Consider the following 23,617-nt stretch of genomic DNA (forward strand, 5'->3'; position numbering starts at 1 on the left):
GGGATGTGCGTGAGGGGATTTTCAGTTGGCAGTATGCAGTAAGAAGTGTAAACTAATTAAAGCATGATGGGTAAATTAATTGGGGAAATGAATTTAGTCATCACTGGAGGAGGACGTTATGGATTCAGAAGATCGCAAAAGATTTAAAGCTGGTGCTCGAAAATTAATTGCTGACCACCGTAGTTTTTATCTATTAAACGGAATTTTAATGGTGGCCCTATTCATCTTGGGTGACTGGGTAACAAAGACTTACTCGTTGGATGTGGAACCGTCAATGCGAGACGAATTGATGGGCACCGTGCTCTACCTGGCAGCGGGTATGCTGAACGCCGGGGTAAGTATCACCATGATCGATATTGACCGGGGCAAGGCTGATTTCGACAAGCCCGTTGAACGGTCGTTTGCGCTATTTGATAAAACTAAGTATTTCTGGGGCTGGATTGGCATCAGCATCATCAGTACAATTCTGGTCGTGCTCTGGTCATTGCTATTGATTGTGCCGGGAATCATCAAAGCTATTTCGTACTCGCAGGCGTTCTATATTTACCGGGATGCCGTTGATCGCGGTGAAGATATTCGCTTGATTGACGCGATTACCCGCTCACGGGAGTTGATGAACGGGGAAAAAGGCTTCATGTTTCTGATGATGCTGAGTTTTCTGCTGTGGTTCTTTGTCGGTGCTATTACGTATGGGTTGGCCAACCTGTTTGTTCTGCCATACTTCTGGCAAACGCAGGCTAAGTTCTACAACCAACTTTTACTGAAGCAGAAGGAACAGGAATCTGCGGCTGGGTTTAGACCGTAAGCCTAAATAATCTGAGACGCCACTAGTTGGCGTCTTTTTCTATCTCTAAGGAACTTCTTGGAGGATAACCAAATTTATTTGCAGAATTGGTCTATCAAGCCAAGGCTGGTTGAAAGTTGACTTAATCTGGTGGGAAATACGCAGCCGGTCGTGCCAGGAAGGGTGGCAAATGAACCGCTTTCTGATGAAGTGGCGGAGATTAGCTGAGTGGTCCCTTGAAAGTTGGTCGTTAACGGGTGTCCGGTGGCACTGGTAAGTGCCTAAATCTACCGATGGTGTTAAATACTCCTTGTCAAAACGAGTGTACTAGGTATAATAGTACACGTAGGACACATCGCCAGACACCAAGGGGTGAAATTATGCAAATGAAGGATCAATCGGGTTTGCCGTACTACGAGCAGCTCGTCTTACGCGTCAAACAACAGATTGTCCAAGGCATTCTGCAGCCGGGGGATCGGCTACCGTCTGTCCGTGACATGGCGCGGCAAGAACAGCTGAATCCGAATACGGTCAGCAAAGCCTATAAGCAATTGGAGTCTCAGCAGGTCATCACCACCGTCCACGGTAAAGGAACCTATGTCCGCGAAACTACTGAACAACCGGGGGATAGTGCCCAGGTGGTGGCAACGAAAAAACAACTGCTGACCCTACTGACGGAAATCCGTTACCTGGGTGTCCCACTTGAAGAAGTGGTGACTTGGATCAAGGCAGCATACGAGGGGGAAAAGAACCAGTGACCTTACAAGTAAAGCAATTAAGCAAACAAATTGATAAGCGACCAATCATTGAAGACATTAGCTTTGAGTGGGCGCCTGGTGAAATTATCGGGCTGGTTGGTCGGAATGGTGTGGGGAAGACCACGCTTTTTCGAACGATGATGAATCATTACGTGGCTAACGGTGGCGAAGTTCTAGTCGATGGAACGAGCACGCTTGCCAAACCAGCGTTGCAACAACGCCTCTTCTTTCTGGACACGCAATACAACTTTTTAAACAACTACCGGTTATGGGAGTTACCAGACTTTTTCAAACTGGTGTATGGCAAGTTTGATCAGGAGCGCTACATGCAGCTATTGGCTGACTTTAAGCTCAACCGCAACAGCCAGTATCGGCGTTTGTCTAAGGGGATGCGTGCCCTGGTCAACATGATTCTGGCCCTGTCGTCGAACGCCACCTATATCATTTTGGATGAACCGTTTGATGGGCTGGACGTTATCGTGCGTGAAAACATCGCTACCATGATTATTGATGAAGTGGCCGATCAAGAGAAGGGTTTCTTGATTTCGTCCCACGACCTCAACGAGCTGGATGGGCTTAGCGACCGGGTACTGTTGTTAAAGGATGCCAAGTTACTCCATGATTATAATTTGGAGGACGTTCGGTCGAAGGCTAAGAAGCTCCAATTAGTCTTTAATGGCAAGGAGATTCCTGCAGTGCTGAAGGCACACAGTCAAGTGATTCGGGCCTCTGGTCGCGTTTTAGTCGTGGTAATCACGGACTATACACCAGAGATCGACCAAGAATTGCGGGCACTGCATCCCGTCTTGTTTGAAGAATTACCGTTGACGTTAGAGGACCTGTTCCGTGCTAACCTAGCACATGATACGGGTTACCAATTAATTAAGTAGGGGGGACGGATTCATATGTTAACGACTCAATTAGATCGACTCATTTGGCGCCGTCACCGGAAATTATTTGCGACGATGGCCGTGTTAGCGGTCTTGATCTGTGTTTCCATGACGTTTGCCACTATTTCAGGTTTAAGGTACGTGGATACGACTCAAATCGTGGATGTTAGCATTCGCCGTTGGCAGGTCTATTCGGATGACCAGTTTGTAGCCTATAGCACATTTTTCCACTTTATGTTTTTAGGTATCGGGGCCGCCTTCATGAATCAGGACTTGAAGGATAACTTCAATCAGTTCTTGTTTAGTAGTGGCTTTTCTCGCAAACAGGTCTACTGGGCCAAGTTACGGATTGTTTTGGCCGTGCTGGTAGGTATCGTCATTGTGGTGACTGGGTTGCAGTACCTGACTTACTGGGTGGCAGCACCGGCAGGGATGGGCTTTCAGCTGGCTTGGCCAGGATTACTCACTTCCTGGGCCTATGGGCTGATGATGTCCTTTGGCCTCTTCTCTATCGGTTGGTTTGCCGCTTTGATCATGGGGCAAACGGGAACGATGATTCTGACTTTGCTCGGCTTTACAATTTCTTTAGCTGGATTAGACACAATCTATGATAATATGTTACACGGAGGTCCGTTTCACTTGAACGGTTCACAACGCGATTGGACAATCATCTTGACGCTCTTGGTTTTTGCCATCGTGTTGGTTATCTGGGGGGCGTACCTCTACAACCGGTTGTCCTTGGAACATAATGGGGAGTACCTTTTGTTCCCAGGGCTGAAGCTGCCGGTGTACATAGTGTTCGTGGTCTACGTAACGGGGTTAAGTCTCTTTAACCAAGCGGACTTCAACACTGTTTTAATCACCTTTGTCGTGACCGTCGTCTTCGGGTATATTTGGCTCTGGCGGCCACGAATCGGTGAAGCTTGGCACCAATGGCGTCAACATCAATAAAGACTTATTTTGGCTAGAGAGTAGGAATTAAAATTGATTTTAGGTGTCGTAGCGGCTTGGGGAAGCGCAGCCGATACCAAGGGGAGCACGGTTACGTGGGGAACGTAGCTGTGACAATAAACAGGCACCGCAACGAATTTCGTTGCGGTGCCTGTTTTTGTTTTCCCTTGAATTTAAAATACTGGAGTATCGGTTTGCCGTCACGGGCCGGCCGGAGCGGAACCTGCTGTGGGGACCGGATAAAGCCATAGAGCGGTCTTTATCCTTGATTTTTAGACTAGCCAAGCCCCTCAGGCCTTGGTTAGTCTAAAAATACATCCAGTGGTGATTCCACTCCGGCCAACCCGTGACTACGGTTGTCGCAGATTTTAACTGGTGTTTATTGGGGTGTTGTGGAAATTAATTCGGATGTGATAGTGGACTATTGAGCGATAAGCTTTAATTTCACTCGACTGTGACGTCGATACTGCTAACTCGAGCATTAGGTGGTTCACAACGTATTCAGGTTTATTTGCTACTATTCGCGTAAAACCTGCCGCAGCGGTTTACCCTTGGCTAACTCATCAACTAGTTTATCCAGATAGCGAATGTGTTGCATGGTGGGGTCGGCAATGGTTTCGACACGCACGCCACAGATACTGCCCGTGATTTCACTAGCCTGAGAGTTCAGCTGAGGCATCTGGGTGAAAAAGTCTTGAACACTAACGGTTGTCGCAAGTTGTTGTTGAAGCGTCGCTTGGTCGTAGCCCGTTAGCCAGATGATTACCTGGTCGAGCTCCGCCGTGGACCGCCCTTTTTTGGCTAATTTTTGCTGATAGAGGGGATAGACCTTGGCGAAGGGCATGCTGTAGATTCTGGGTTTCGTCATTGGCAGGATTCCTTTCTAGCTGTGAGTACGGTACCAGTCGTAAATGGCTTGCGCGTTTTGCTGGGGCAGGTAGCGGAGGCGAATGGCTTGGTTACCATTGCCCCGGCGGACGTTGATTGTCAGGTGGGCGAGTTGGGTTCGCTTCATCCAAATAGACTGAGATAAACGAACCGACTGAATATTTCGCAACGGAACGTAGGTGCAATCTAGCGTAAAAAAGTGGCCTGTTTGGAGAACCAGTAGATCGGGTTGGAGCCGACTGCCGCCCGTGTGGCGCGCTGCAAACCGACCGGTTGCCACCGCTATGATTAACCAGACTGGCAAGAGCCACCAGCTAATTGTTGGCCAGAGCCACCCAATTAGAAGAGCTGGTATCAAGATAATCAACACGGCATTACGAATCTGGTACCACGTCCGGCTGACCTGTAATTCTGTCAGACTGGGTGCCTGGGTAGGGAGCCAGTCGACAAATGGGTGAATCGTGTCGCGCGCCACCCGTTCGTTGATCACCGGTAAGATGGTGAGGTCGTTGTCGTCATCCTTAGCCGCTGCCTTGGAGGCGAGCAGAACTTGGACTGTTTGGAGGTGTAGCCCCCGGCGAAGTGGGTTTTGTTTGAAACGCAGAGCTTGGATACGGTCCAGTGGGGCACTGATGGTATTCCGTTGAAGCAGCCCCTTAGCTGTGTGAAGCTGATCATCGTCGCGAGTTAGCGTGAAGCGATAATAGTGCAAAAGTGTGCCCACGAAGGCCACTAGCCAGGTTAACAGGACAATGACTATGAGACTACCGATTAAGAATAAAATAGCGAGATGACTGGCTTCGTTGACGAGCAGATTCGTCCAAGAATGAGGTAGTTTATCGTAAAGCCCTAGCAAAACTAGCAAAAATGGCAAGAAAATCAAGGAAGTCAGTGAAAATTTAATCAGGTCGGCCAGGGTAATTTGGTAGTGCGCTGCGGGAGCATTGACCGGGCCGTCTTCGACGACGGCCGCGGTTGGTGTGTCACCGACCGGCGCTGCCTGACGTAATCGATTGATTTCTTGAGCTACGGTTAAAGGAACGGCGGCAAGACGGGCTTCTGGTTTACCTTCCTCGTGACTTGCCGTTTCAATCTGAACTTCCTCTAGGTGAAATGGTTGGAGATAAAACCACTGCTTCCGTTGGACGGTCTGAATCCGAACATAGGGGATGTGTTCGTGGTGCCGAACGAAGATCCCGGAGTGAATGATGAGGGCATCGGGGGTCACGGCATAAGTTAGCGTCACCCACTTCAGGATTGGCCAAATCAGAAATACGAAAAGCATTAGGAAAAATCCCCCCCAAAGAATGATGCGGGGGACGCCGTTTTGGGCTAATAAAATAACGAAGAGGTACCAATAGTCTTTGATCGACGTCGCAATGTGTTGAATCAGTCCTAAAATGTTGGTGCGTCTAGGCGTTGTCATGGCGGGCCTCCTGTGCGAGCCGCATGATTTGTTCCCGGAGTTGTTCGGCCTCAGCTAATTCTAGTCCTTCAATGTTATGGCTGGTCGAGGCGGTCGCAATCGAAACGGCCGTCAACTTTTGCCACTGGAGAAGGGGACCAGCTTTTAACGTGACGTTTTGCACGCGGGCGATTGGAATCGCCACCCGTTTTTGAAAGATGAAACCGGCCTGCATTTCGACGGCTAAATCTGATATCTGGTAGCGCGTAAAGCGATAGCGGTACGGAATCAGCCCCGCCTCAATGAGTGGTTCGGCAATGGTGATGACGAGGCCAACGATGGTGATCCAAAGGGGCCAGTCCCAGTACTGGTAGGTCAACCACAGTAGCGCGGTGACGACCACGAGCGCGGCGCAGCTCCCCAGTGCGCTGAGCCCCCAGATCAGCTTGATGCGGGGTGGTAAATGGTGGGTCGTTGATGTCATAGATGAAACTCCTCTCCTGAGTTATTTCCAGTGTAGCAACTGACCGTGGCCCTGACAAGTTGACCCCTAGTGACCGCTTTGCCGACCACCGTAGCTGGGGTCATGGCTGGGTTAGTTGTTAACCTAAAGGTTGAAAATTAGAAAATCGTTATCAAACCAAGAATAATAAGGCGTTATAGACTTAAAATTAGTCTCACCCAGCCACCTCTGCCCCCCTCCGGTTAAACGGGTTCTTGGAAACTAAGCTAGCTTACATGCCTGAATGACTGCACTTACGCAATAGTATTGACGAACGGTAAGGCGGCAATTTTTCACTATGTCTGACTAAACACCAATATCCAATCCTGGTTGTGTCAGACATGGTGGGTGTTTCAGTGCTTTCAACCTTTAGTTGTTAACCTCAAAGTAAATTGATGAGGGTGGCTAGTGACTTGAGACAGAGGAGGCCGTGACTCTGTTTAAAGTTGGGCTAGCTTTCAAGTGAATGAGAAATTTGTTTTTTGACTGAAGTGGATTAATGGCAAGCACGATTAGTTAACCGACTAGTCGTGATAAAAATAAAAATTAAAAAGCTGACAGGCCGTGGCACCTGCAGAGTGTAACGGTTAACCTCAAACTAATTTTAATGAATGGTGATTGACGGATACTTTTTGGCCCCGTATAATACCTAACAACAACCAAATAGTCCTTTTAACTTAGTCCTGTGAGGCTAACAAAGGTTCGGTAGAAGTATGCCCTTGGCATGCACCTAGCGGCCTGAATCCTTGCGGAATTTGGCCGCTTTTTTCATGGCCAATTGGTTGAAAGACAAACGATGGAGGAGTTTTATACATGGCACAGATTTATGTAGCAAGTCCGTTCTTTAGTCCCGAACAGGTCGACCGGGTGAAACGCTTGGAGGCCGCTTTGGAAGCCAATCCGACGGTGACCGATTTTTATTCACCCCGGTTGCATCAAGATGCTGAGCATGAACAGTTCACGAAGCCGTGGGCCACTGAAATCTTCCACCGCGATATGGGGCAAATTGCCGCAGCGGACGTGATTGTGACGGTCATTGACTTCGAGGCTAAAAACTTAGACTCTGGTACGGCCTACGAATTGGGCGTCGCAACGATGAGCGATAAGCCAATTCTAGCCCTGCAGGAAAAGGACGAAGCGGTCAACCTGATGATTACCGAAAGTATGCACTGGTACACCAAGAACGTTGCCGACTTTGAAACGTATGATTTTAATCAGATGACTCCTGGCGAATTCGTTGGTGAAATCCTTTAAATAAACGTTGTCGGGTGTATGCCGCTAGCTACAGGCCTTGTAGGGCTGGAACGCTGTGCGCACGTTTGGGAGCCAAAAAGCGGTCTCCCAAGCCGGCGCTGCCTAAACGGCGAAAATCATGCCGTTAAGGCAGTTTCACGGCTGAGCCCACGGCCTTCCGCTAGCTAAATAGTGGTAATTTATGACCGGTAAATATTTGAAATTCTGGCATATCTTGATGGGCGGACGTTACAACTTGGTGGGTTATTAATTAAATGAAATATGTCCAGTCATTTGACTTAACTAAGTCAGTGACATCAATTGTGAACCTGACTATCAATGTGTAGCGTGGCAGTTAGAGACGGCTTCGAAGAACTAAAGAGAAAGGTGAGAATCCATGGCACAAGACCTGAAAGCTTATGGCAACAAAGGCCCGGCTGAGTTTGGACGGGTTGAATCGATTCCGTTGGCTCATCGGCGGATGTCTAACTGGGACTTATTTGCAACGTGGATCGGGGCAAACGCGAACAACGGAACCTGGTACATTGGGGGAGTCATTGCCGCCTGTGGGTTTCTAACAGCGTCGACCACGTTGGTGATTGTGGGGCTGATTTCATACGCCTTGCTTGCGGTTGCGAGTTACATGGGTTATCGGACCGGTGTGCCAGCCATGGCACTGACCCGGGCATCGTTTGGATTACGGGGGAGTTTCATTCCTTCCGTGATCAACGTGATTCAATTTATTGGATGGGCCGCAGTGAATACTTTCATTGCGGCAACGTCGATCAGCTATATCTTTGGGGAATTGTTTGGCTGGCCGCTTTACGGCAAGCCAGGTGGGACGTTTGGGCTGATTGTCGGTATTATTATTATGAGTATCCTGCATTTATTGAGTATTTCAGTCGGGGAAAAATCTGTGCGGATGATTGAACGGGTCGGCATTGTGCTGGTCGTCATCTTTGTCTTGTGGGAATCGGTGGTCGTCTTTCAAACTGTCTCCTTCCACGACATTGTGTCCTGGCAGCCACCGCACAGCTTGCGGATGTCCTCGGGGGTTGCGGCTGATACACTAGCAGCATTCAACTTGGCCTGGGTAACGGCGGCCTCTGACTTTAGTCGGTTCACGGCTAAGAAGTCGGCAGCGACGACCTATTCCTTCCTTGGAGCTAATCTCGGCCTCTTCTGGTTCGCGTTCATTGGGTTGTTCGCCACGATTGGGACGGCGGTCTCGCTGAATCATTTCGACCCGAATAACTCTGATCCCAGTACGGTCGCAGCTAAATTGGGCTTAGGCATCATTGCACTGTTGGTCATTGTCTTGACCAGTACCACGGCCAACGCGGTCAACTTGATGTCGGCGGGATCGGCGCTGACAAACATGACGCATCGACTATCGTTGAATGTTAGTCTGTGGATCGTGACGTTAACGGCCACACTGGTAACCTTTATTCCGGTTTACCTGGCCAGTTTCTTGGACGTGTTTGAGGCGTTCTTGGATGGAATTGGGATGTTCTTGGGACCAGAGATTGCCATCTTCTTGGTTGATTACTTCTTCCTGAAGCGTAAGCAGTATGAACTAGGTGAGTTTACGAAAGTCCGTGGCGCATACTGGTACACGCACGGGATTAATTGGCTGGCGGTCATCAGTTGGATTCTGGGGGTCGTCTCTTACTGGGGACTAAAGCAGGTACCAGCGATTGCCAATACCGTTGGTGCAACGTTTATTGCGATGGCCATTACGGCGGTAATCTACTGGTTATTGATGCGAGCAACCCGGTCACAGGTGGTTCCAGCAAAATAAGTGTTTAAAACTGTGTAACTCAGCGCGGTTTTTGGTGAAGGCCAAGCTGGTTACCAGCCTTAATAAAAATAAAAACCGGGTTCCCGCACCTTTGGCGGGGACCCGGTTTTTAATCATCAACTAGTTAAATTGGTCGCACTCCGGAGGCCAGGGATTCCGCCTGCCGTGGGGGACGCTTCAGCCAAAGGACGGGCTTCTCGCTCGATTTGAAGCCACGAAGGCCCCCTGTCTTCAAAGTCGCCCGTGCTGTAGGCTGGCAAAAAAATCGCCAGCTAACACCACTTTCACGGCTGGCTACATCCCTGGTCTCCTCCGGTTCTGATTGTGGTGGAACATGATTACCGCTGACAGGGGGTTAGTTGAGCCACCCATGCCGACCAAGCTTGTAGACTAGGAACTTTCGAGGCTTCAAGTTGTGTCCGTTCCTACCATTGGTTAAGCATAAATCTAGGGAAATACGGACCTGATACCGCGTTATATTGAAAATTAAATAGACTTGTCATCAGGAGGGGGGTTATTTTGCTAAATTTTGAACCAACAACCGGGCGACTGCTTTGGCCGAAAAGGGATTTTGACCGGTAATCAGATGGCCATCCTGAACGGCATATTCCTTGTAGGCACGGCGCTTTAGGAAGGTCGCCCCTCGTTGTTCAGCAACTGCTTGATTGAAAAACGGAACGACTGATTGCTTGCCAGCCAAAATCTCCTCAGATTTGGTAAACCCGGTGACGTTGCGGTTAGCAATTAAATATTCGCCGGAAGCCGTTTGAATGTTTAGGAGTCCTGCAATCCCATGACAGACGGCTGTAACGTAACCACCGTTGGCATAGATACTGGCAGCGAGGCTCTGAAGGGGTTTATTGTCGGGGAAATCCCACATGACACCGTGACCGCCAGCATAGTAAATTGCGGCGTAATCCGCCGGGTCAACCTGCGTTGGTGCTAGTGAATGGGTTAACGCCCGCTGTTGGAAGTCGGCAGTCTCATAGAACGCCATAATTTCACTATCGGTGTATTTCATGCTACGCGGATCCAGCGGCACGAAACCGCCCTTAGGACTGACATAATCGATCTGATAGCCGGCCTGCTGTAGAATTAGGGCAAATTCGGTCGCTTCGCCCAGCCACAATCCAGTCGGGTCGGTCGTATTGCCATAGCGTGTCGTATTTGTAAGTACAATTAGGATTTTCTTTAAAGGTTTTGATTGCATGTCATCGTCTCCGTAACGTGGTCTAAGAGGGTCTTCAATTGGTCAATGGCTTTGGTCTGATGCGTGAGATAGTAGAAGTTCTTCGTCCCTTCCCGTCGATAGTCGACGAGCTGAACGTCCTTTAAAATTTTGAGATGGTGCGACACGGCTGGCCGTGAGAGCCCTGTGACGCCGATGAGGTCGGTAACCTGAAGTCCTCGATGGATAACCTTCTGATCCAGTAGTGCAATGATGATCGCTTGGCGCTTCTGATCTCCCAGTGCGACTAGAAAGTCGCTAGAGCGCGTGAACTCGTGTTTTAATTTGGTTAAATTCGACAATTTATATCACCTAATCGTTTATTATTTTAAACAATTAAAACATGCTATTGTCTCTTTGTCAACTTTGATGTAGCAATGATCAGTCTCAAACTTATTCGTTGACATTTTTAAACCAATTGTGTAATATGATTTTTAATCGTTCAAAAATATAAACGGAAAAGAGTGCGAAACAGCGTGTCTAAAACTATGAAAGCCGCCGTAATTACTCACTATCAGCAAGTCATACCCAGCATCAAGACCGTCGCCATCCCAACGCTGCAACCAACCGACGTACTAGTCAAAATCAAAGCTGCCAGTATCAACCCCATCGACCTGAAAACGATGGCAGGTGGCCTAAAAATATTACTGTCTTACCAGATGCCACTGATCATCGGCAGTGATTTTGCCGGCGAAGTAGTGGCTGTGGGTACCGACGTCACAACCTTTAAGGTTGGCGACGCCGTGTACGGTCGGCCTCGTAAGAACCGGATTGGTACCTTCGCGGAATACTTGGCGGTCGATGCTAACGATATCGCCTTAAAGCCCCGCAATCTCAGCTTCAAGGAGGCAGCCGCAATGCCACTAGTCGGTTTGACGAGTTATCAGGCGCTCCACGATATCCTACAAATTAAACCTGGCCAACACGTACTGATTCAAGCCGGTTCGGGGGGCATTGGCACAGTAGCCATTCAGTTGGCCAAGCGCCTCGGTGCCATTGTCGCGACCACAACCAGCCCGCGAAATTTCGATCTCGTTCGCAAGTTGGGCGCCGACCGCGTCATCGATTACCATACTGAAAACTTTGCGGATGCGCTGACGGATTACGACGCTGTGTTTGATACTCTAGGTGGAAAAAATCTCGAGCAAGCCTTCTCAATCGTCAAACCAGGCGGCCAGGTGGTTAGCATCTCCGGTTTGCCTAATGCCCGTTTCGCAAAGGAATATGGTCTCTCACGATGGAAACGTGGCCTCTTCAGACTAGCAACGCATCGGCTAGATCACTTGGAAAAGCAGACACAGGTAGCCTATCGGTTTCTCTTCATGTGGCCTAGTGGTACTGAGCTAGCAGAATTAACGCGCTTAATAGAACAGGAGCAATTGCGTCCAATTATCGATCGCAACTTTAATTTTGATGAACTGAATCGTGCGCTAGCTTACGCTAAGAACGGACACGCTCGCGGAAAAATCATCCTTAACATTAGTTAGTCAAAAAGGTCGGGGATCTACTAACTGATTAATTTTTGGGTATACGAAATAGACTAGTCACTTAAAGTGACTGGTAAACTTGGGGAGTGGTCAGTTATTATGATTTTCACTTTTTTAGCGAGGGTGTAATTGGATGGCTGGTCAAATCTAGCCAAGTGATGCATCGTTCGTAGAAGGCGTTGTATTGCTCTCATGACAATTCTCTTAGTGGGTGGCTTTGAGAATTGTTTTTTTATTCCTCGATAATAGTCACTATTCTAATTTTCTAAACACACTTTTTATTAGTTCATAGACTAAGAAAAGACTTGGTGGAAACTATGAGACCGTCATTTTCCAGCCCATAGCTGGCGGCCGGTAAGGCGGATGAACACACAAGTTAATGTTAGTGTTATAACAACCTTTAAGCCGCAAAAAAAGAGCTAGGTATGAGTGATTTCATACCTAGCTCTTTAACGTATCATCAGGCTTACTTACTGGTTTTCAACCATTTGATGATGGACGGCCAACTTTCGTGGTTAACGATCAACCGTGGCGTTTCATTCATATTGGTTTTGCTGGTGACGATACCAGAATCCAGCGTAGCCACCCAGTTCAATTGTTGATGAGCCAGGAAGTTATTGATCTGCGTCGTTCCACCACCATAGGGGTAGGCGAACGCGTTCGCTGTCACACCAGTGTGGGCTTTGAGTTCCTTGGCAGATAGGTGGAAGTCCCGTTCAAACTTTCCCAGGTAGTGGGGTTGCATGAAGACGGGTTCCATTTTAGCCGTCAAATGATGCAGGTTATGCGTATGCAGGCCCAGCGTCATCTTGTCGCCCATCAGCTTCTTGGCCGCCTTGATCTGGGACCAAGTGGCCATTTGGCTACCTTCACGGTATTGGCCGGTGTTCCCGGTGATCACGAAGGCCGTGAAAGGAAAGTTGTATTTCCTCATCACGGGTACGGCGTTGTCCAGGACACTGCGGTCAATATCATCAAAGGAAAGCACGGCGTACTTGCCCTTGATGGGGTGATGGCTCGCAACCATTTGGGTCATTTGTTCGGATGAAATGATTTTGACGTGATTGTCATGTAATTCCTTCATCTGTGCCGCAAACTCGCTAGCAGGAACGTTGAATTCGTGTAGTTGAGAGTTATTTGAAAGCTTTTGCGCGATCTGGGTGGGCACGGTTCCCTTAACAACCCGGTGGTAACAGAAGACCATGATACCGTTCTGGTCCTTTTGGAAGCGGGCGGGTAGGGCATAGCTTTCTTCCGTGCTGTGCAACTTAACGGCTTGGCGTTGGAAGGTCCAACCAAGGCCAAAGACCAGGGCTATCAGGAGGCCAATCAAGAGGCCTTTTCGTGAGCGGGGCGTCATGCGTGACCCTCCTTTTTAATGTGAATCCAGCGGTAAATGCAGTAGATAGGGACAATGATCAGCAGACACCCAATCAAGATGAGAAAACCGTTGTTTGCATGTGGTGTCAGGTTCAGCAGCAAATAAATGCTGACCAGGCTATCACTGTAGATTCCCATTTTAAAGGCAATATTCATGCACACGACCAACGCAACGAAAGCCCACAAGGCAACTAAGATAATAATGCGGGCAAGGTGGCTGGCGTGTCCCGTTTGGTGACGAATAACGGGATCAAAGTTCGATTGTTTTTTCATAATTAGATACCTCGATCTGGACTACGCCAGGTTCCTCGTCGCTTGGGATCAATGATGTACGAGGAAATGGCGGCCAAACAGCTGATCAAGTTGATCATCCAGTAGTACAACACGTAGATGGGGACCAGCAGCAGCTCCGGTCCGGCTAATTTGGCGGTGACCTGTGAGGCCATAAACCCAAGGGTGAATTGCACACCACTTAGAATCAGCAGGATCAACAGCAGGTTTCCGTCCAATGACAGGCCATGCAGGAAAATCAATTTGATGGTGTAGGTCAAGACGCTGAGCGCCGTCATTAGGGCCCAAATATTACTGATGACCGTTTCAAGTAACAGGAAGCGTTGGCCCCACGGGTTACGGTAGAAACCGCGCCAGTTAGTGAAGAGGACTTCCAGCCCGCCTCGTGACCAACGTTGGCGTTGCTTGATCAAGCCGCGGAAACGCTCGGGAACCAGAATCCAACAAACCGCGCGGGGTTCGTAGGCCACGCGCCAGTTGTGGCGGTAAAGTCGCCAGGTGATGTCGATATCTTCGGTCATCACGGCAGGATTCCACCCACCAACGTCCTCTAGGGCTGCCCGACGAAAGGCAACGATGACACCGGATACCGTGGTAATGCTCCCGGTTAGGTAGGCTTGCGCCTTTTTGATGATATCGATCACGCCAACGTACTCCAGTAATTGGAGACGGCCTAATAGACTCGACCGGTTGCGGACGACTGGTTTTCCAGTGACAGCCCCGTAATCTGGTTGCATGGTCAAGGTCGTGATGAGTTGGGTCACAGCGTCGGGAGCCAACAAGGAGTCAGCATCGATACCGACTAAGTAGTCACCCTTAGCTGCTTTTAAGCCCTGGTTCAACGCGTTGGCCTTTCCCTGGTTAACGGGGAGGCCGACAACGGTGATGGGTAATTCGTCGGCCCACTGCGCTTTTAAGTCGTGCATGATGGCCAACGTATCGTCAGAACTACAGTCGTCGATCAAGACGACCTCATACTTTTCATATTCTAGTTCTGCCAAGGATCGGACGGCTGATCGGAGTGTATCCGATTCGTTATGCGCTGGAACCAATATTGAGACGAATGGTTCAGTCGTCAGATTGAGTGACGGGCGTACTTGATGACGCCTTAAAAGGCCTGAGAATAGGCACCCAGTAATCCAAATAATGGAAACGAAAATTGGGTAGCCCACCACAAAGCCGGTGTTCAGATTGTTAAACCACATAACTTATTATTCTCCCCCAGAATGTGTCGTTCATGCTATTAAATAGACGGCCTTGAGAATACCACAACCAACGTATTCAGGGAATAGCAGATAGCAAATGTGGGGGAAACTTAAGGAGTTATTAAGAAAGTTATTCCTAATTTTGATTCGCTGAGCGGGGCTGACGGCTGTTTCGACTGGACCGTGGTAGAATGAGGGAGAAAGCAAGTATGGGAGGGTGATCGAATTGATGCAACAGATGCCAATTTTACCGTTAGTCGATCGGTTAACTGAAGGGCAGAGTGTGACGCTGTCGACCAGTGAAGGCGCCGATGTTCGGATCTCACCAGAAGTTCAGGACGGCCAACTGACCGGAAACTTTACCAGTAGCGTTTTACCGGGAATTCGGTACGACGATCCCCGAATCATTTTAAAAGAAACCTTAGCGGAATTCGATGAACGTGGCGTGACCATTACTAGCATCGACTGAGAGAGAACGTGCGGGTAACGGGCCCCTGAGCTGGTGGTAGTTTTAACCACGGCTCAGGGGTTTTCGCTATCTAACTCGCGTGGGGGAGAGGATTGCAGTGAAAATCGATTTTGCCATGTTAACGGCCAAGGATATTCTAAAACTGCGGTTGTTAACGTTTATCAACGACCATGGACAACGCTTTAGTTTGACTGCCTTTGCGACGGCGGCCGATGTGAGTTATTCACGCGCCTATCACGTGTTGCTTAATTTGCGGACTGACTTATTAGTCTTAGATGGCACGACGAGTTTGAGTAAGGATTACCTAGAGACGACCGTTTCAATGGATACGTACCGCCACTGGCTTTATTTACAAAGTATCCCGTATCAGGCTTTATTGGCGACGATTACATCTGAGTCGCAGGAAACGGCGGATTTCTGTGCTCGTCACGATATCAGTTTATCGACTTTTAATCGCCGGATGCGGCCGATGAAGATGCAGCTGGCACAATACAACTTACAGCTGACGGCCAGTCCCTTACAGATTGTGGGGGATGAAGCTCTGATTCAGCTCTTCTATTTTATGTTGTTTACCACCACCTTAACCCCTGTGGTCGGTTTGCCTCGGCTCGCCAAAAAGTTGATGCCACTTCACGATGAGTTCGTGCAGACTTATCAGTCTTCGCGCCTGTATCAAGATTCTGCTAGCCTGGCTCAGCGACGAGACCTCATGATTACGGTAGCACTGTTGCGGTTGGAGCGGGGCCACCGGTTCGAGGCGCTCCGATTCCCATTGGCTCACTTGACGGATCTGCGCACGTTGGCCGAGCAAATGCAGGCCCAGTTGGGGGATTCACCGCAGGAAGTCCTGACGGAACTAGCGACGCTGGATTACTTACTGACGAGTTCGCCGTATTTTGTGCGGGCCTTACAGCCACAAGCCATGGCTCGGTTGTACCGGGGACTCAAACAACATGGCGGCTTTTATCAGTTAGCCCCGGGGGTTACCGAACTTGAAGACTATGCCAGCGGGGCGGATTGGTTTGCCAACTGGCTCTTTTCACTCTGCCAGTTCATGCTCCTCTTTCGGGTCGATCCGCTATTGCGTCCAGAAATTACAGCGCTTTACCGACCAACACCAGCCTCTATGGCGGCGGCCTTGGCCTTGGCTGACAGTATGGGCCGGTTGTACCCCGGACAAGTGGGGCCAGCCGACTTGCGACTCGTTCAACGTTACCTGAGTAAATATACAAATGGGTTGACGTTGACGGCGGCTAAGGTTGAAATCTTAGTGACCTATGACATGATTGGCGTGACCACGGATATTTTTAACCGTTTGTTGAGTGGTATCGTGCACTTAACCTTACTCACCAATCAAACGGTGATCGATCAGACTCACCGGGATAATTATTTAGTGGTGTACGGCATCGACCCGTTGGCAGCAGAATTTGCCCAACGTCACCAGTTGGAGGCCTTTCACTGGGTCAAGGAGCTGGAGTACGGCGAAAATTTGGATCGGTTGATTCGAACGTTGCGCCACCACGAGTTGTCACTATTTGCGCTGGACTTCAATAACCGGAGTAGTCAGATTTCACATCGAGATGGTGTGAACGGTGGCTAAGTTGGTTAAACACTTTTAAATGAATAACGAGGGAGACTATGACGTCGGTCAGGGCCTCCCTTTATTGATTGCTTGAATTTTGTAACGCCGACTATCCCGAAACGGACTGGTATCAAGGGAAATGACCGATAATGGTGAATAATTACTGTAAAAATCTACTATATATAAGGGCTATCAACTAATCGCTAAAATTAGATGATGATAAACAACGTTAGATGGTTGCTGTTGCGGTGACATTCAGGGGGGGCTTCAGGGAGGCGAACACTGTAGGGGACTATTTACCCACTGGTTATAGTTAATCTTGACGCGGTTAGTCTAATTTGCGGTAAAATAAGAGGCAATTAATGACGGGAGGTGGCGTGATGACGCCAGCAGCTTTTAGTACCGGAAGGGTTCAAGTGAATAAGACGATTGCGGAACTGCGTCAGTTGGGCAAAGGCGCCCGGGAACAGGTTTCGTTTGAACAGCTGGGCGCTTACCACCCCGTTGAGCGGGACAGTAACCTTTTGATGGACCGTATTCGGCAGTTATTGTTACCAGAGCTTTTGCCGGAACGGACCCAGCGCATGGGTGCGTCGACCTTTTCCTTTTTCCGGGGAACGGCGGAATTAATGGAGGCCGACCTGCGTAAACAGTTGAACACGCCCATCACGACTTTTATTTGTGGGGATGCCCACATCGGGAACTTTGGGTTTTATGCTTCCCCGGAGCGCCGGCTATTATTTGATTTGAACGACTTCGATGAAGCAGGGATCAATCCCTGGGAGTGGGATTTGAAACGGTTATTGGTCAGTGTGCTCTTAGCAGGTGAAGCGAACGGGTTCAAGGAGAAGAAACTGCGGCAATTATTACCACTGGTTGCTGAGAGTTATCGTAAGAGTAACAAGCAGATGTTTGAACAGACGACCCTGGCCCGTTTCTATCCACTAAACGATGTGGACCGGTTGGTGAAAGCTAGTGCGTTGGATAATGACAATTCCCAGCTGTTAACCACGATTATCAATCGGGCTAATAAGCGGGACTCGGAACAAGTCGTTCGTAAATTTACAACGCTGGATGTCCGTGGTAACTTATGCTTTCGTGAAAATGCACCGCGTACCATGCACGTGGATGATGACGTGACCAGTCACATTGCAGCTTACTTCGCAGCATACCGGCAGTCTTTACGGCCGGACGTGAACCTGTTGCTTTCGCAGTATCACATTACGGATATTGTTCGGCATAGCGTTGGGGTCGGTAGTTTCGGGTCCCGCTGCTATCTGGTTCTGCTGACCAGTATTGACGGTTCCCACTTGGTACTACAGGTCAAAGAGGCGTTGCCAACTCGACAGGTCGGTAGTCAGGCAGAGACTGAAATTACGGTGGCCCTTGAGCAAACGGAAGGGCAACGAATCGTGGATTGTCAGAAAATTCTGCAGTCGGCTTCGGATCCCTTCTTGGGTTACTTTGCCGGGCAACAGCAGAGCTTTTACGTGCGGCAATTTCGGGATATGAAGGAATCAATCGATCTGACGCAGCTGGATTGGGATCAGTTCCAGAGTTATGCGAATACTTGTGCTTGGACGCTGGCAATTGCCCATTGTCAAAGCCCGACAGCTGCGGAGATTCGTGGGTACATCGGGAGTGGCAAACACTTTGATGAGAGCTTGGCCGCGTTTGCCTGGTCTTATGCTGAACAAGTTAAGACAGACTATGCTGCCTTTAGGGAGTACAGATTGGCTTAAGCAGGTCGCCACAGAAATGTGGTCGTGGTACAATGAAAGCGGATACAAAATTGATTTGGAGGGAGTGGGGCGCATGGTGGAGCAGGAGCAATTACAACGCCTGACCCAAATTTATACGGTCGTGACACAGTGTTACAATCAACCCCTGGCAGATATGGCAGTCAACTTGCCACAATGTCAATTGTTGGGATACGTTGGCAGTGAACAACTTTCAGTGGCTCAGGTCGCCCATAAATTAGGCTTTTCGGCGACTCGGACGTCCAATTTGGTGGTCGATTTATGTAAGCGTGGCTATCTTAAGCAGCATGTTGCCTCAAATGATCGTCGGCGACGGTACTTGGCCTTAACGGTGCAAGGCCAACAGCAGTTGGACGTGATTCAGCAGCAATTACCAGATATTTTACATAAGACGCTTCAGGAATTATACGGGGCGGCTAATTGACCGTGAGCTGTTTATCACGGTTCAAGAAAAGGTAAGAAACGAAAGGCTGAAGCGTTGAAACACCCACTATGCTTGATACAACAAGGATTGCGTATCAGACATAGTGAGAAGCTACCGCCTTACCGTTCGCCAAATTTGGACTGGAACGCGGCGGGCAGGACGGGACAAGCCAAAGAGCGGTCTTACACCTCGCTTGAAGCCGCAAAGCACGTCTTCAAGTCGCCATTTTCAAGAAAGTCACTTGAAAATCCCACGGCTTAGTCCAAATTTGGCTCACTCTCGGCTAGCTAGTGGCGCGTCAATAAAATTGCGTAAGTGCCTGTCATTCAGGCGTGTAAGCTAGTTTAGTTTCTAAGAACCTGTTTAACCGGAGGTGGTCAGAGGTGGAGCCAGCGGTGTCGACGGTGTTAGCCGATTTTCGGCTTACAGCGTGGGACGTGTTTGAAGACTGGTGGTTTTCCCAGGCTTCAAACCGAGCCGAAGGACCGCTTTTCAGGCCGGAGGCGTTCCCCACAGCAGGCGGAATCTCTGACCGCCACAGGTGGCGGCGGGGTGAGACTAATTTTAAGTCGATAACGCCTTTTGAATTTTCAATTTTTAGGCAAGAAAAAAATCGGGAGTGACTATCAGCAAGTTGACTGGTAGGCTACCGATTTTTTGTTGGCGATTTAAGTTGCGTAGATTCTCTTAAGCGGGTAATGGCGTCGGCGAGTAGACCGCCGATCACGACGATGGCAAGTCCGCCAAAGCCCAGTCCTCCGAGACCGATAACAGCAGCGGTGATGCGGAGGTTGATCAGTGCGGCCAGTCCGGCAAGCACAATGATCGCAATGAATAAGGGGGCAAGCATATCAATAAAAATTCGTGTGTTGGTCATTTAAGTCACCACTTTCTGTAAAAAACAATATGAAGGATATTATGTTGCAAACCCGTTGAAAATGCAAGGATAATTTGCATTTTTAGGGTTATTTATTTAATGGGCAATGTGAAAATAAAGTTAGGGGCGATTAAAAAAGTCTTTACAATTACTGACGGGCCAGTATAATGGTGAAATACCATTTAGAAAGAGGAGTTGAAAACATGACAGACAACGTTTCAACGAAGCCGACTAACATTGGCGGTTACGCAAACGGCCCGTCATTAGAAGAAATTAACGGGACCGTAACGATTCCAAAGGAAAAGGGTTTTTTGAAGAATTTATTGGCCTTTTCTGGTCCCGGCGCCTTAGTTGCCGTGGGGTACATGGATCCAGGGAACTGGGTGACGTCAATCGGCGGGGGTGCCAAGTACGGTTACCTGCTGATGTCTGTAATCTTGATTTCGAGTTTAATCGCGATGTTGCTTCAGTACATGGCGGCTAAACTGGGCATTGTGACGCAGATGGATTTGGCCCAAGCAACTCGGGCACATACGGGTAAACGGATTGGCGCCGTGTTGTGGGTCATGACGGAGTTGGCCATCATGGCGACTGACATTGCGGAAGTAATTGGGGGCGCGATTGCCCTACAACTGTTGTTTGGGGTCCCACTGATTATTGGGGTCTCCCTGACCGTTTTCGACGTGTTACTACTATTACTATTAACTAAACTTGGGTTTCGTAAAATTGAGGCCATCGTGCTGTGCTTGATTACCGTGATCTTGGTGGTCTTTGCCTATGAAGTGATCATTGCGCAACCGAACATGGGGGCGGCGGTAGCCAACTTCATTCCACGTCCAGAAATTGCTCATCCTGGACAGTTAACAATGGCGCTGGGAATCGTGGGTGCAACGGTAATGCCACATAACCTCTACTTGCACTCTTCCATTTCTCAGACACGGAAATTCAACCGGGAAGATCCTCAGGAAATGGCCCGGGCGGTCAAATTCACGACTTGGGATTCTAACATTCAATTAATTGGGGCGTTTGTGATCAACTGTCTCTTACTGCTGTTAGGGGCAGCTATGTTCTTCGGTAAGAGCACTGATCAATTGGGGACGTTCGGCAATCTGTACGCTGCTTTACAAGACAACCATTTGGCAGGGGCCGTTGCGTCACCAGTGTTATCAACGCTATTTGCGGTTGCCTTGCTCGCTTCGGGTCAAAACTCAACGATTACGGGAACCTTGACTGGTCAGGTCATCATGGAAGGCTTCGTGAACATGAAGATTCCACTTTGGGTGCGGCGACTGGTGACGCGGTTGATTTCTGTCGTTCCCGTTATCATTATTACTATCATATATGGTGGTAGTGAAGCGGCGTTGGATAATCTCTTGGTTAATTCGCAAGTCTTCTTATCAATCGCTCTGCCATTCTCAATGATTCCACTGACAATTTTTACGTCGTCGAAGAAGATCATGGGAGAACAGTGGGTCAATAAAAAATGGGTGACGATTTTGGCGTGGGTATGTACGATTGTCCTGACCATTCTGAATATTCAGATTGTCTGGACCACGCTGACCGACCTCTTTTAACCAACTGGCGTATTGACTTTTCGTCGGTGTCCCGGTATCATCGAGTTCATAAGCTAGGAAACAGTTCAGTAGTGAGGGCGGCTCCGGTCAAGAGATCTGACGGTGCTGGGAGTCAGAACGTCCGTCTTCACGAATTACGCTGCGGAGCGGCCGAGTAATCGGCGGGTCATTCCGTTAAAGATGACGAGCGGTTGTCAATTGACAACAACTTGGGTGGTAACGCGGATTTCAATTCGTCCCTGATGGCCTTGGGCCATTGGGGATTTTTTTGTTGAGACAAACACTGTAGGAGGAAAAGAATATGTCGATTATTGATGAGTTAAAGTGGCGCGGTGCTATCAACCAACAGACTGATGAAGCTGGTTTAGGTGAGTTAGTTAACGAAAAAGCGGTTGGTTTGTACGCTGGGATTGACCCAACTGGGGATTCCATGCATATTGGACACTTGATTCCATTCATGATTCTGAAACGATTCCAATTGGCTGGTCACCGACCATACATTGTGATTGGTGGGGCTACTGGTTCCATTGGTGATCCTTCAGGTAAGAAGGCAGAACGGGTTCTGCAAACGATGGATCAAGTGCGCCACAACCAAGAATGCCTGACGGGCCAAATGGAACACCTCTTTGGTCAAGATGGGTCCTTTAAAATTGTGAACAACTATGACTGGTTGTCTAAGGTTTCCCTGTTGGACTTCTTACGGGACTACGGGAAGCTGTTTAACGTGAACAACATGTTAAATAAGGAAGTCGTTGCTTCACGGTTGGAAGTGGGGATTTCTTACACGGAATTCACTTACCAAATTCTGCAGTCGATTGATTTCCTTCATTTGTTTGAAGCAGAAGACGTTCAATTGCAAATTGGTGGTGCTGACCAGTGGGGGAACATCACGGCTGGGATTGACCTGATTCATAAGCAAAAGGGTGCAGATGCTAAGGCTTACGGTTTGACGATTCCTTTGTTGCTGAAGGCTGATGGCACTAAGTTTGGGAAGTCTGAAGGCGGTAACGTTTGGCTTGATCCTGAAAAGACGTCGCCTTACGAATTCTACCAATTCTGGATTAACACGGATGACCGTGACGTTATCAAGTTCTTGAAGTACTTTACCTTCTTGGACCAAGATGAAATCAAGCGGTTGGAAGACGCCGTAGCAGCCCATCCTGAAAAGCGTGAAGCACAGATTCGGTTAGCTGAAGAAGTGACTGAATTTGTGCACGGTAAAGAAGCCGTGGTTGAAGCACAACATATTACGAAGGCGTTGTTCTCCGGGGATGTTGCTGAGTTGACGGCTAATGAAATTGAACAAGGATTCAAGAAGATGCCTTCTGTGACGGTCAATGCCGACAAGAAGAACATCGTTGAATGGCTCGTTGATGATACCAAGATTGAATCTTCCCGTCGTCAAGCACGGGAAGACTTGACCAACGGTGCTATTCGCATCAATGGAAACAAGGTGACGGATACGGATGCAGAAATTGATCCAGCCAGCGCCTTTGATGGCAAGTTTGTCATTGTTCGTCGTGGTAAGAAACGGTACTTCTTGGTACGTGTAGCAGGCTAGTTAAACTTTTAGAGAGCTGTAGAAACCCAATCGTGGGTTTCTACAGCTCTTTTTGAGTAGATGATGAGCAAATGGTGCCATATAAATAACCCCGAACATTCCTGATGAATGTTCGGGGTTATTGCTGGCTAAAATAAAGCCGAACGGTTATAATTAATAAATCAGGAAACACACGGCCGTCGGGTAACTATTTTAGGCGTTTTCACGTTTAAAATATGCCTTTGAAAAAAGATTCATTTGTTTTCATATTTTAGTTGACGTGCTGGGTCCTGGTTGGTATAGTTATATACGTTGTCACGGCGATTCATCAGCTAGACCAATTCGAAAGATTGAAAATAGTTGTTGACAATCACGGTGACAAAATGATATATTATATTAGCTGTCTCATTGAGACGGCGGCCAACGAGAAACGTTGTTAAATCAAACTTCCTGTTGACATCATATTGATTGAATGATATGATTATTAAGTCATCTGCGAAAGCAGATGACTGGTAGACCTTTGAAAACTGAACATTGTTTCGACAAACCAAATATGTGTAGGGCGGTTTGATACTTGGTATCAAACCC

22 protein-coding genes and 1 other annotated feature are annotated in these 23,617 nt (G+C 48.6%); of the genes, 13 read left to right on the forward strand and 9 right to left on the reverse strand.

From position 1 onward, the window contains the following. Nucleotides 1-118 precede the first annotated feature (118 nt). From EKM87_RS10285 to EKM87_RS10300, 4 genes are all read left to right on the forward strand, one after another. Nucleotides 119-805 (forward strand): DUF975 family protein, encoded by a 687-nt coding sequence (locus EKM87_RS10285; RefSeq protein ID WP_125684461.1) that lies wholly within the window; start codon nt 119-121, stop codon nt 803-805. A gap of 359 nt (nt 806-1,164) precedes the next feature. Continuing rightward, complete coding sequence (locus EKM87_RS10290) at nt 1,165-1,542, forward strand: GntR family transcriptional regulator (protein WP_125684463.1); 378 nt, start codon at nt 1,165-1,167, stop codon at nt 1,540-1,542. Beyond that, nucleotides 1,539-2,432, forward strand: a complete 894-nt coding sequence (locus EKM87_RS10295) for an ATP-binding cassette domain-containing protein (protein WP_125684464.1) — start codon at nt 1,539-1,541, stop codon at nt 2,430-2,432. Before EKM87_RS10290 ends, EKM87_RS10295 begins: the two co-directional genes overlap by 4 nt. A 15-nt stretch (nt 2,433-2,447) precedes the next feature. Beyond that, complete coding sequence (locus EKM87_RS10300) at nt 2,448-3,383, forward strand: ABC transporter permease (RefSeq protein ID WP_125684466.1); 936 nt, start codon at nt 2,448-2,450, stop codon at nt 3,381-3,383. A 517-nt stretch (nt 3,384-3,900) separates the two neighbouring features. Here EKM87_RS10300 and EKM87_RS10305 read toward each other — a convergent pair. The 3 genes from EKM87_RS10305 to EKM87_RS10315 are packed head-to-tail and all read right to left on the reverse strand — an operon-like array spanning nt 3,901 to nt 6,160. Further along, nucleotides 3,901-4,251 (reverse strand): DUF2200 domain-containing protein, encoded by a 351-nt coding sequence (locus EKM87_RS10305; protein WP_125684467.1) that lies wholly within the window; start codon nt 4,249-4,251, stop codon nt 3,901-3,903. 15 nt (nt 4,252-4,266) lie between these two features. After that, nucleotides 4,267-5,697 carry a PH domain-containing protein gene (locus EKM87_RS10310; RefSeq protein WP_125684469.1) on the reverse strand — a complete coding sequence of 477 codons (1,431 nt, stop codon included), beginning with the start codon at nt 5,695-5,697 and terminating at the stop codon, nt 4,267-4,269. Beyond that, entirely contained in the window at nt 5,684-6,160 is a 477-nt protein-coding gene (locus tag EKM87_RS10315; protein ID WP_125684471.1) for a PH domain-containing protein, read from the reverse strand. Before EKM87_RS10315 ends, EKM87_RS10310 begins: the two co-directional genes overlap by 14 nt. Before the next feature lie 831 nt (nt 6,161-6,991). On the opposite strand from EKM87_RS10315, the gene EKM87_RS10320 reads away from it, so the two are divergent. Continuing rightward, the gene (locus EKM87_RS10320; RefSeq protein ID WP_125684473.1) at nt 6,992-7,432 is read left to right on the forward strand and encodes a nucleoside 2-deoxyribosyltransferase; all 441 of its coding nucleotides are present in this window, start codon (nt 6,992-6,994) and stop codon (nt 7,430-7,432) included. Between the two features lie 376 nt (nt 7,433-7,808). Then, complete coding sequence (locus EKM87_RS10325) at nt 7,809-9,212, forward strand: cytosine permease (RefSeq protein ID WP_125684475.1); 1,404 nt, start codon at nt 7,809-7,811, stop codon at nt 9,210-9,212. A gap of 514 nt (nt 9,213-9,726) precedes the next feature. On the opposite strand, the gene EKM87_RS10330 is transcribed toward EKM87_RS10325, so the two are convergent. After that, nucleotides 9,727-10,422, reverse strand: coding sequence for a type 1 glutamine amidotransferase domain-containing protein (locus EKM87_RS10330; protein ID WP_125684477.1), 696 nt, complete (start codon nt 10,420-10,422; stop codon nt 9,727-9,729). Beyond that, entirely contained in the window at nt 10,404-10,742 is a 339-nt protein-coding gene (locus tag EKM87_RS10335) for an ArsR/SmtB family transcription factor (RefSeq protein WP_125684479.1), read from the reverse strand. Before EKM87_RS10335 ends, EKM87_RS10330 begins: the two co-directional genes overlap by 19 nt. Nucleotides 10,743-10,928: 186 nt before the next feature. Here EKM87_RS10335 and EKM87_RS10340 point away from each other — a divergent pair, with 186 nt between their 5' ends. Beyond that, nucleotides 10,929-11,927: an NADP-dependent oxidoreductase gene (locus EKM87_RS10340; protein ID WP_125684481.1), complete on the forward strand. Its 999-nt coding sequence runs from the start codon at nt 10,929-10,931 to the stop codon at nt 11,925-11,927. Between the two features lie 466 nt (nt 11,928-12,393). Here the strand turns inward: EKM87_RS10340 and EKM87_RS10345 are convergent, their stop codons facing one another. The 3 genes from EKM87_RS10345 to EKM87_RS10355 are packed head-to-tail and all read right to left on the reverse strand — an operon-like array spanning nt 12,394 to nt 14,803. Beyond that, nucleotides 12,394-13,287 (reverse strand): polysaccharide deacetylase family protein, encoded by an 894-nt coding sequence (locus EKM87_RS10345; RefSeq protein ID WP_125684483.1) that lies wholly within the window; start codon nt 13,285-13,287, stop codon nt 12,394-12,396. After that, complete coding sequence (locus tag EKM87_RS10350) at nt 13,284-13,580, reverse strand: hypothetical protein (RefSeq protein ID WP_125684485.1); 297 nt, start codon at nt 13,578-13,580, stop codon at nt 13,284-13,286. The genes EKM87_RS10345 and EKM87_RS10350 overlap by 4 nt, the downstream gene beginning before the upstream one ends. Nucleotides 13,581-13,582: 2 nt before the next feature. Beyond that, nucleotides 13,583-14,803, reverse strand: coding sequence for a glycosyltransferase (locus EKM87_RS10355; protein ID WP_125684487.1), 1,221 nt, complete (start codon nt 14,801-14,803; stop codon nt 13,583-13,585). Nucleotides 14,804-15,032: 229 nt separating this feature from the next. Here EKM87_RS10355 and EKM87_RS10360 point away from each other — a divergent pair, with 229 nt between their 5' ends. The 4 genes from EKM87_RS10360 (at nt 15,033) to EKM87_RS10375 (ending at nt 19,038) form a co-directional block, all read left to right on the forward strand. Next, nucleotides 15,033-15,272, forward strand: coding sequence for a hypothetical protein (locus EKM87_RS10360; RefSeq protein ID WP_225426681.1), 240 nt, complete (start codon nt 15,033-15,035; stop codon nt 15,270-15,272). A 97-nt stretch (nt 15,273-15,369) separates the two neighbouring features. Further along, entirely contained in the window at nt 15,370-16,872 is a 1,503-nt protein-coding gene (locus tag EKM87_RS10365) for a helix-turn-helix domain-containing protein (protein WP_125684490.1), read from the forward strand. 362 nt (nt 16,873-17,234) lie between these two features. Continuing rightward, nucleotides 17,235-18,596 (forward strand): DUF2252 domain-containing protein, encoded by a 1,362-nt coding sequence (locus tag EKM87_RS10370; RefSeq protein WP_125684492.1) that lies wholly within the window; start codon nt 17,235-17,237, stop codon nt 18,594-18,596. A gap of 73 nt (nt 18,597-18,669) precedes the next feature. Beyond that, a complete protein-coding gene (locus EKM87_RS10375; protein WP_125684494.1) occupies nt 18,670-19,038 on the forward strand; it encodes a MarR family winged helix-turn-helix transcriptional regulator in 369 nt (122 codons plus the stop codon). 646 nt (nt 19,039-19,684) lie between these two features. Here the strand turns inward: EKM87_RS10375 and EKM87_RS10380 are convergent. Then, on the reverse strand, nt 19,685-19,915 hold the full coding sequence (locus EKM87_RS10380) for a hypothetical protein (RefSeq protein ID WP_125684496.1): 231 nt from the start codon (nt 19,913-19,915) through the stop codon (nt 19,685-19,687). A gap of 203 nt (nt 19,916-20,118) precedes the next feature. On the opposite strand from EKM87_RS10380, the gene EKM87_RS10385 reads away from it, so the two are divergent. Both EKM87_RS10385 and tyrS read left to right on the forward strand, forming a co-directional pair. Further along, complete coding sequence (locus tag EKM87_RS10385; RefSeq protein ID WP_125684498.1) at nt 20,119-21,489, forward strand: Nramp family divalent metal transporter; 1,371 nt, start codon at nt 20,119-20,121, stop codon at nt 21,487-21,489. 46 nt (nt 21,490-21,535) lie between these two features. Beyond that, nucleotides 21,536-21,733, forward strand: a binding site (T-box leader). Nucleotides 21,734-21,790: 57 nt separating this feature from the next. Beyond that, on the forward strand, nt 21,791-23,050 hold the full coding sequence (gene tyrS / locus EKM87_RS10390; RefSeq protein WP_125684500.1) for a tyrosine--tRNA ligase: 1,260 nt from the start codon (nt 21,791-21,793) through the stop codon (nt 23,048-23,050). Nucleotides 23,051-23,617 lie beyond the last annotated feature (567 nt).

The sequence above is a fragment of the Levilactobacillus yonginensis genome (assembly GCF_003946265.1).
GTDB lineage: Bacteria > Bacillota > Bacilli > Lactobacillales > Lactobacillaceae > Levilactobacillus > Levilactobacillus yonginensis.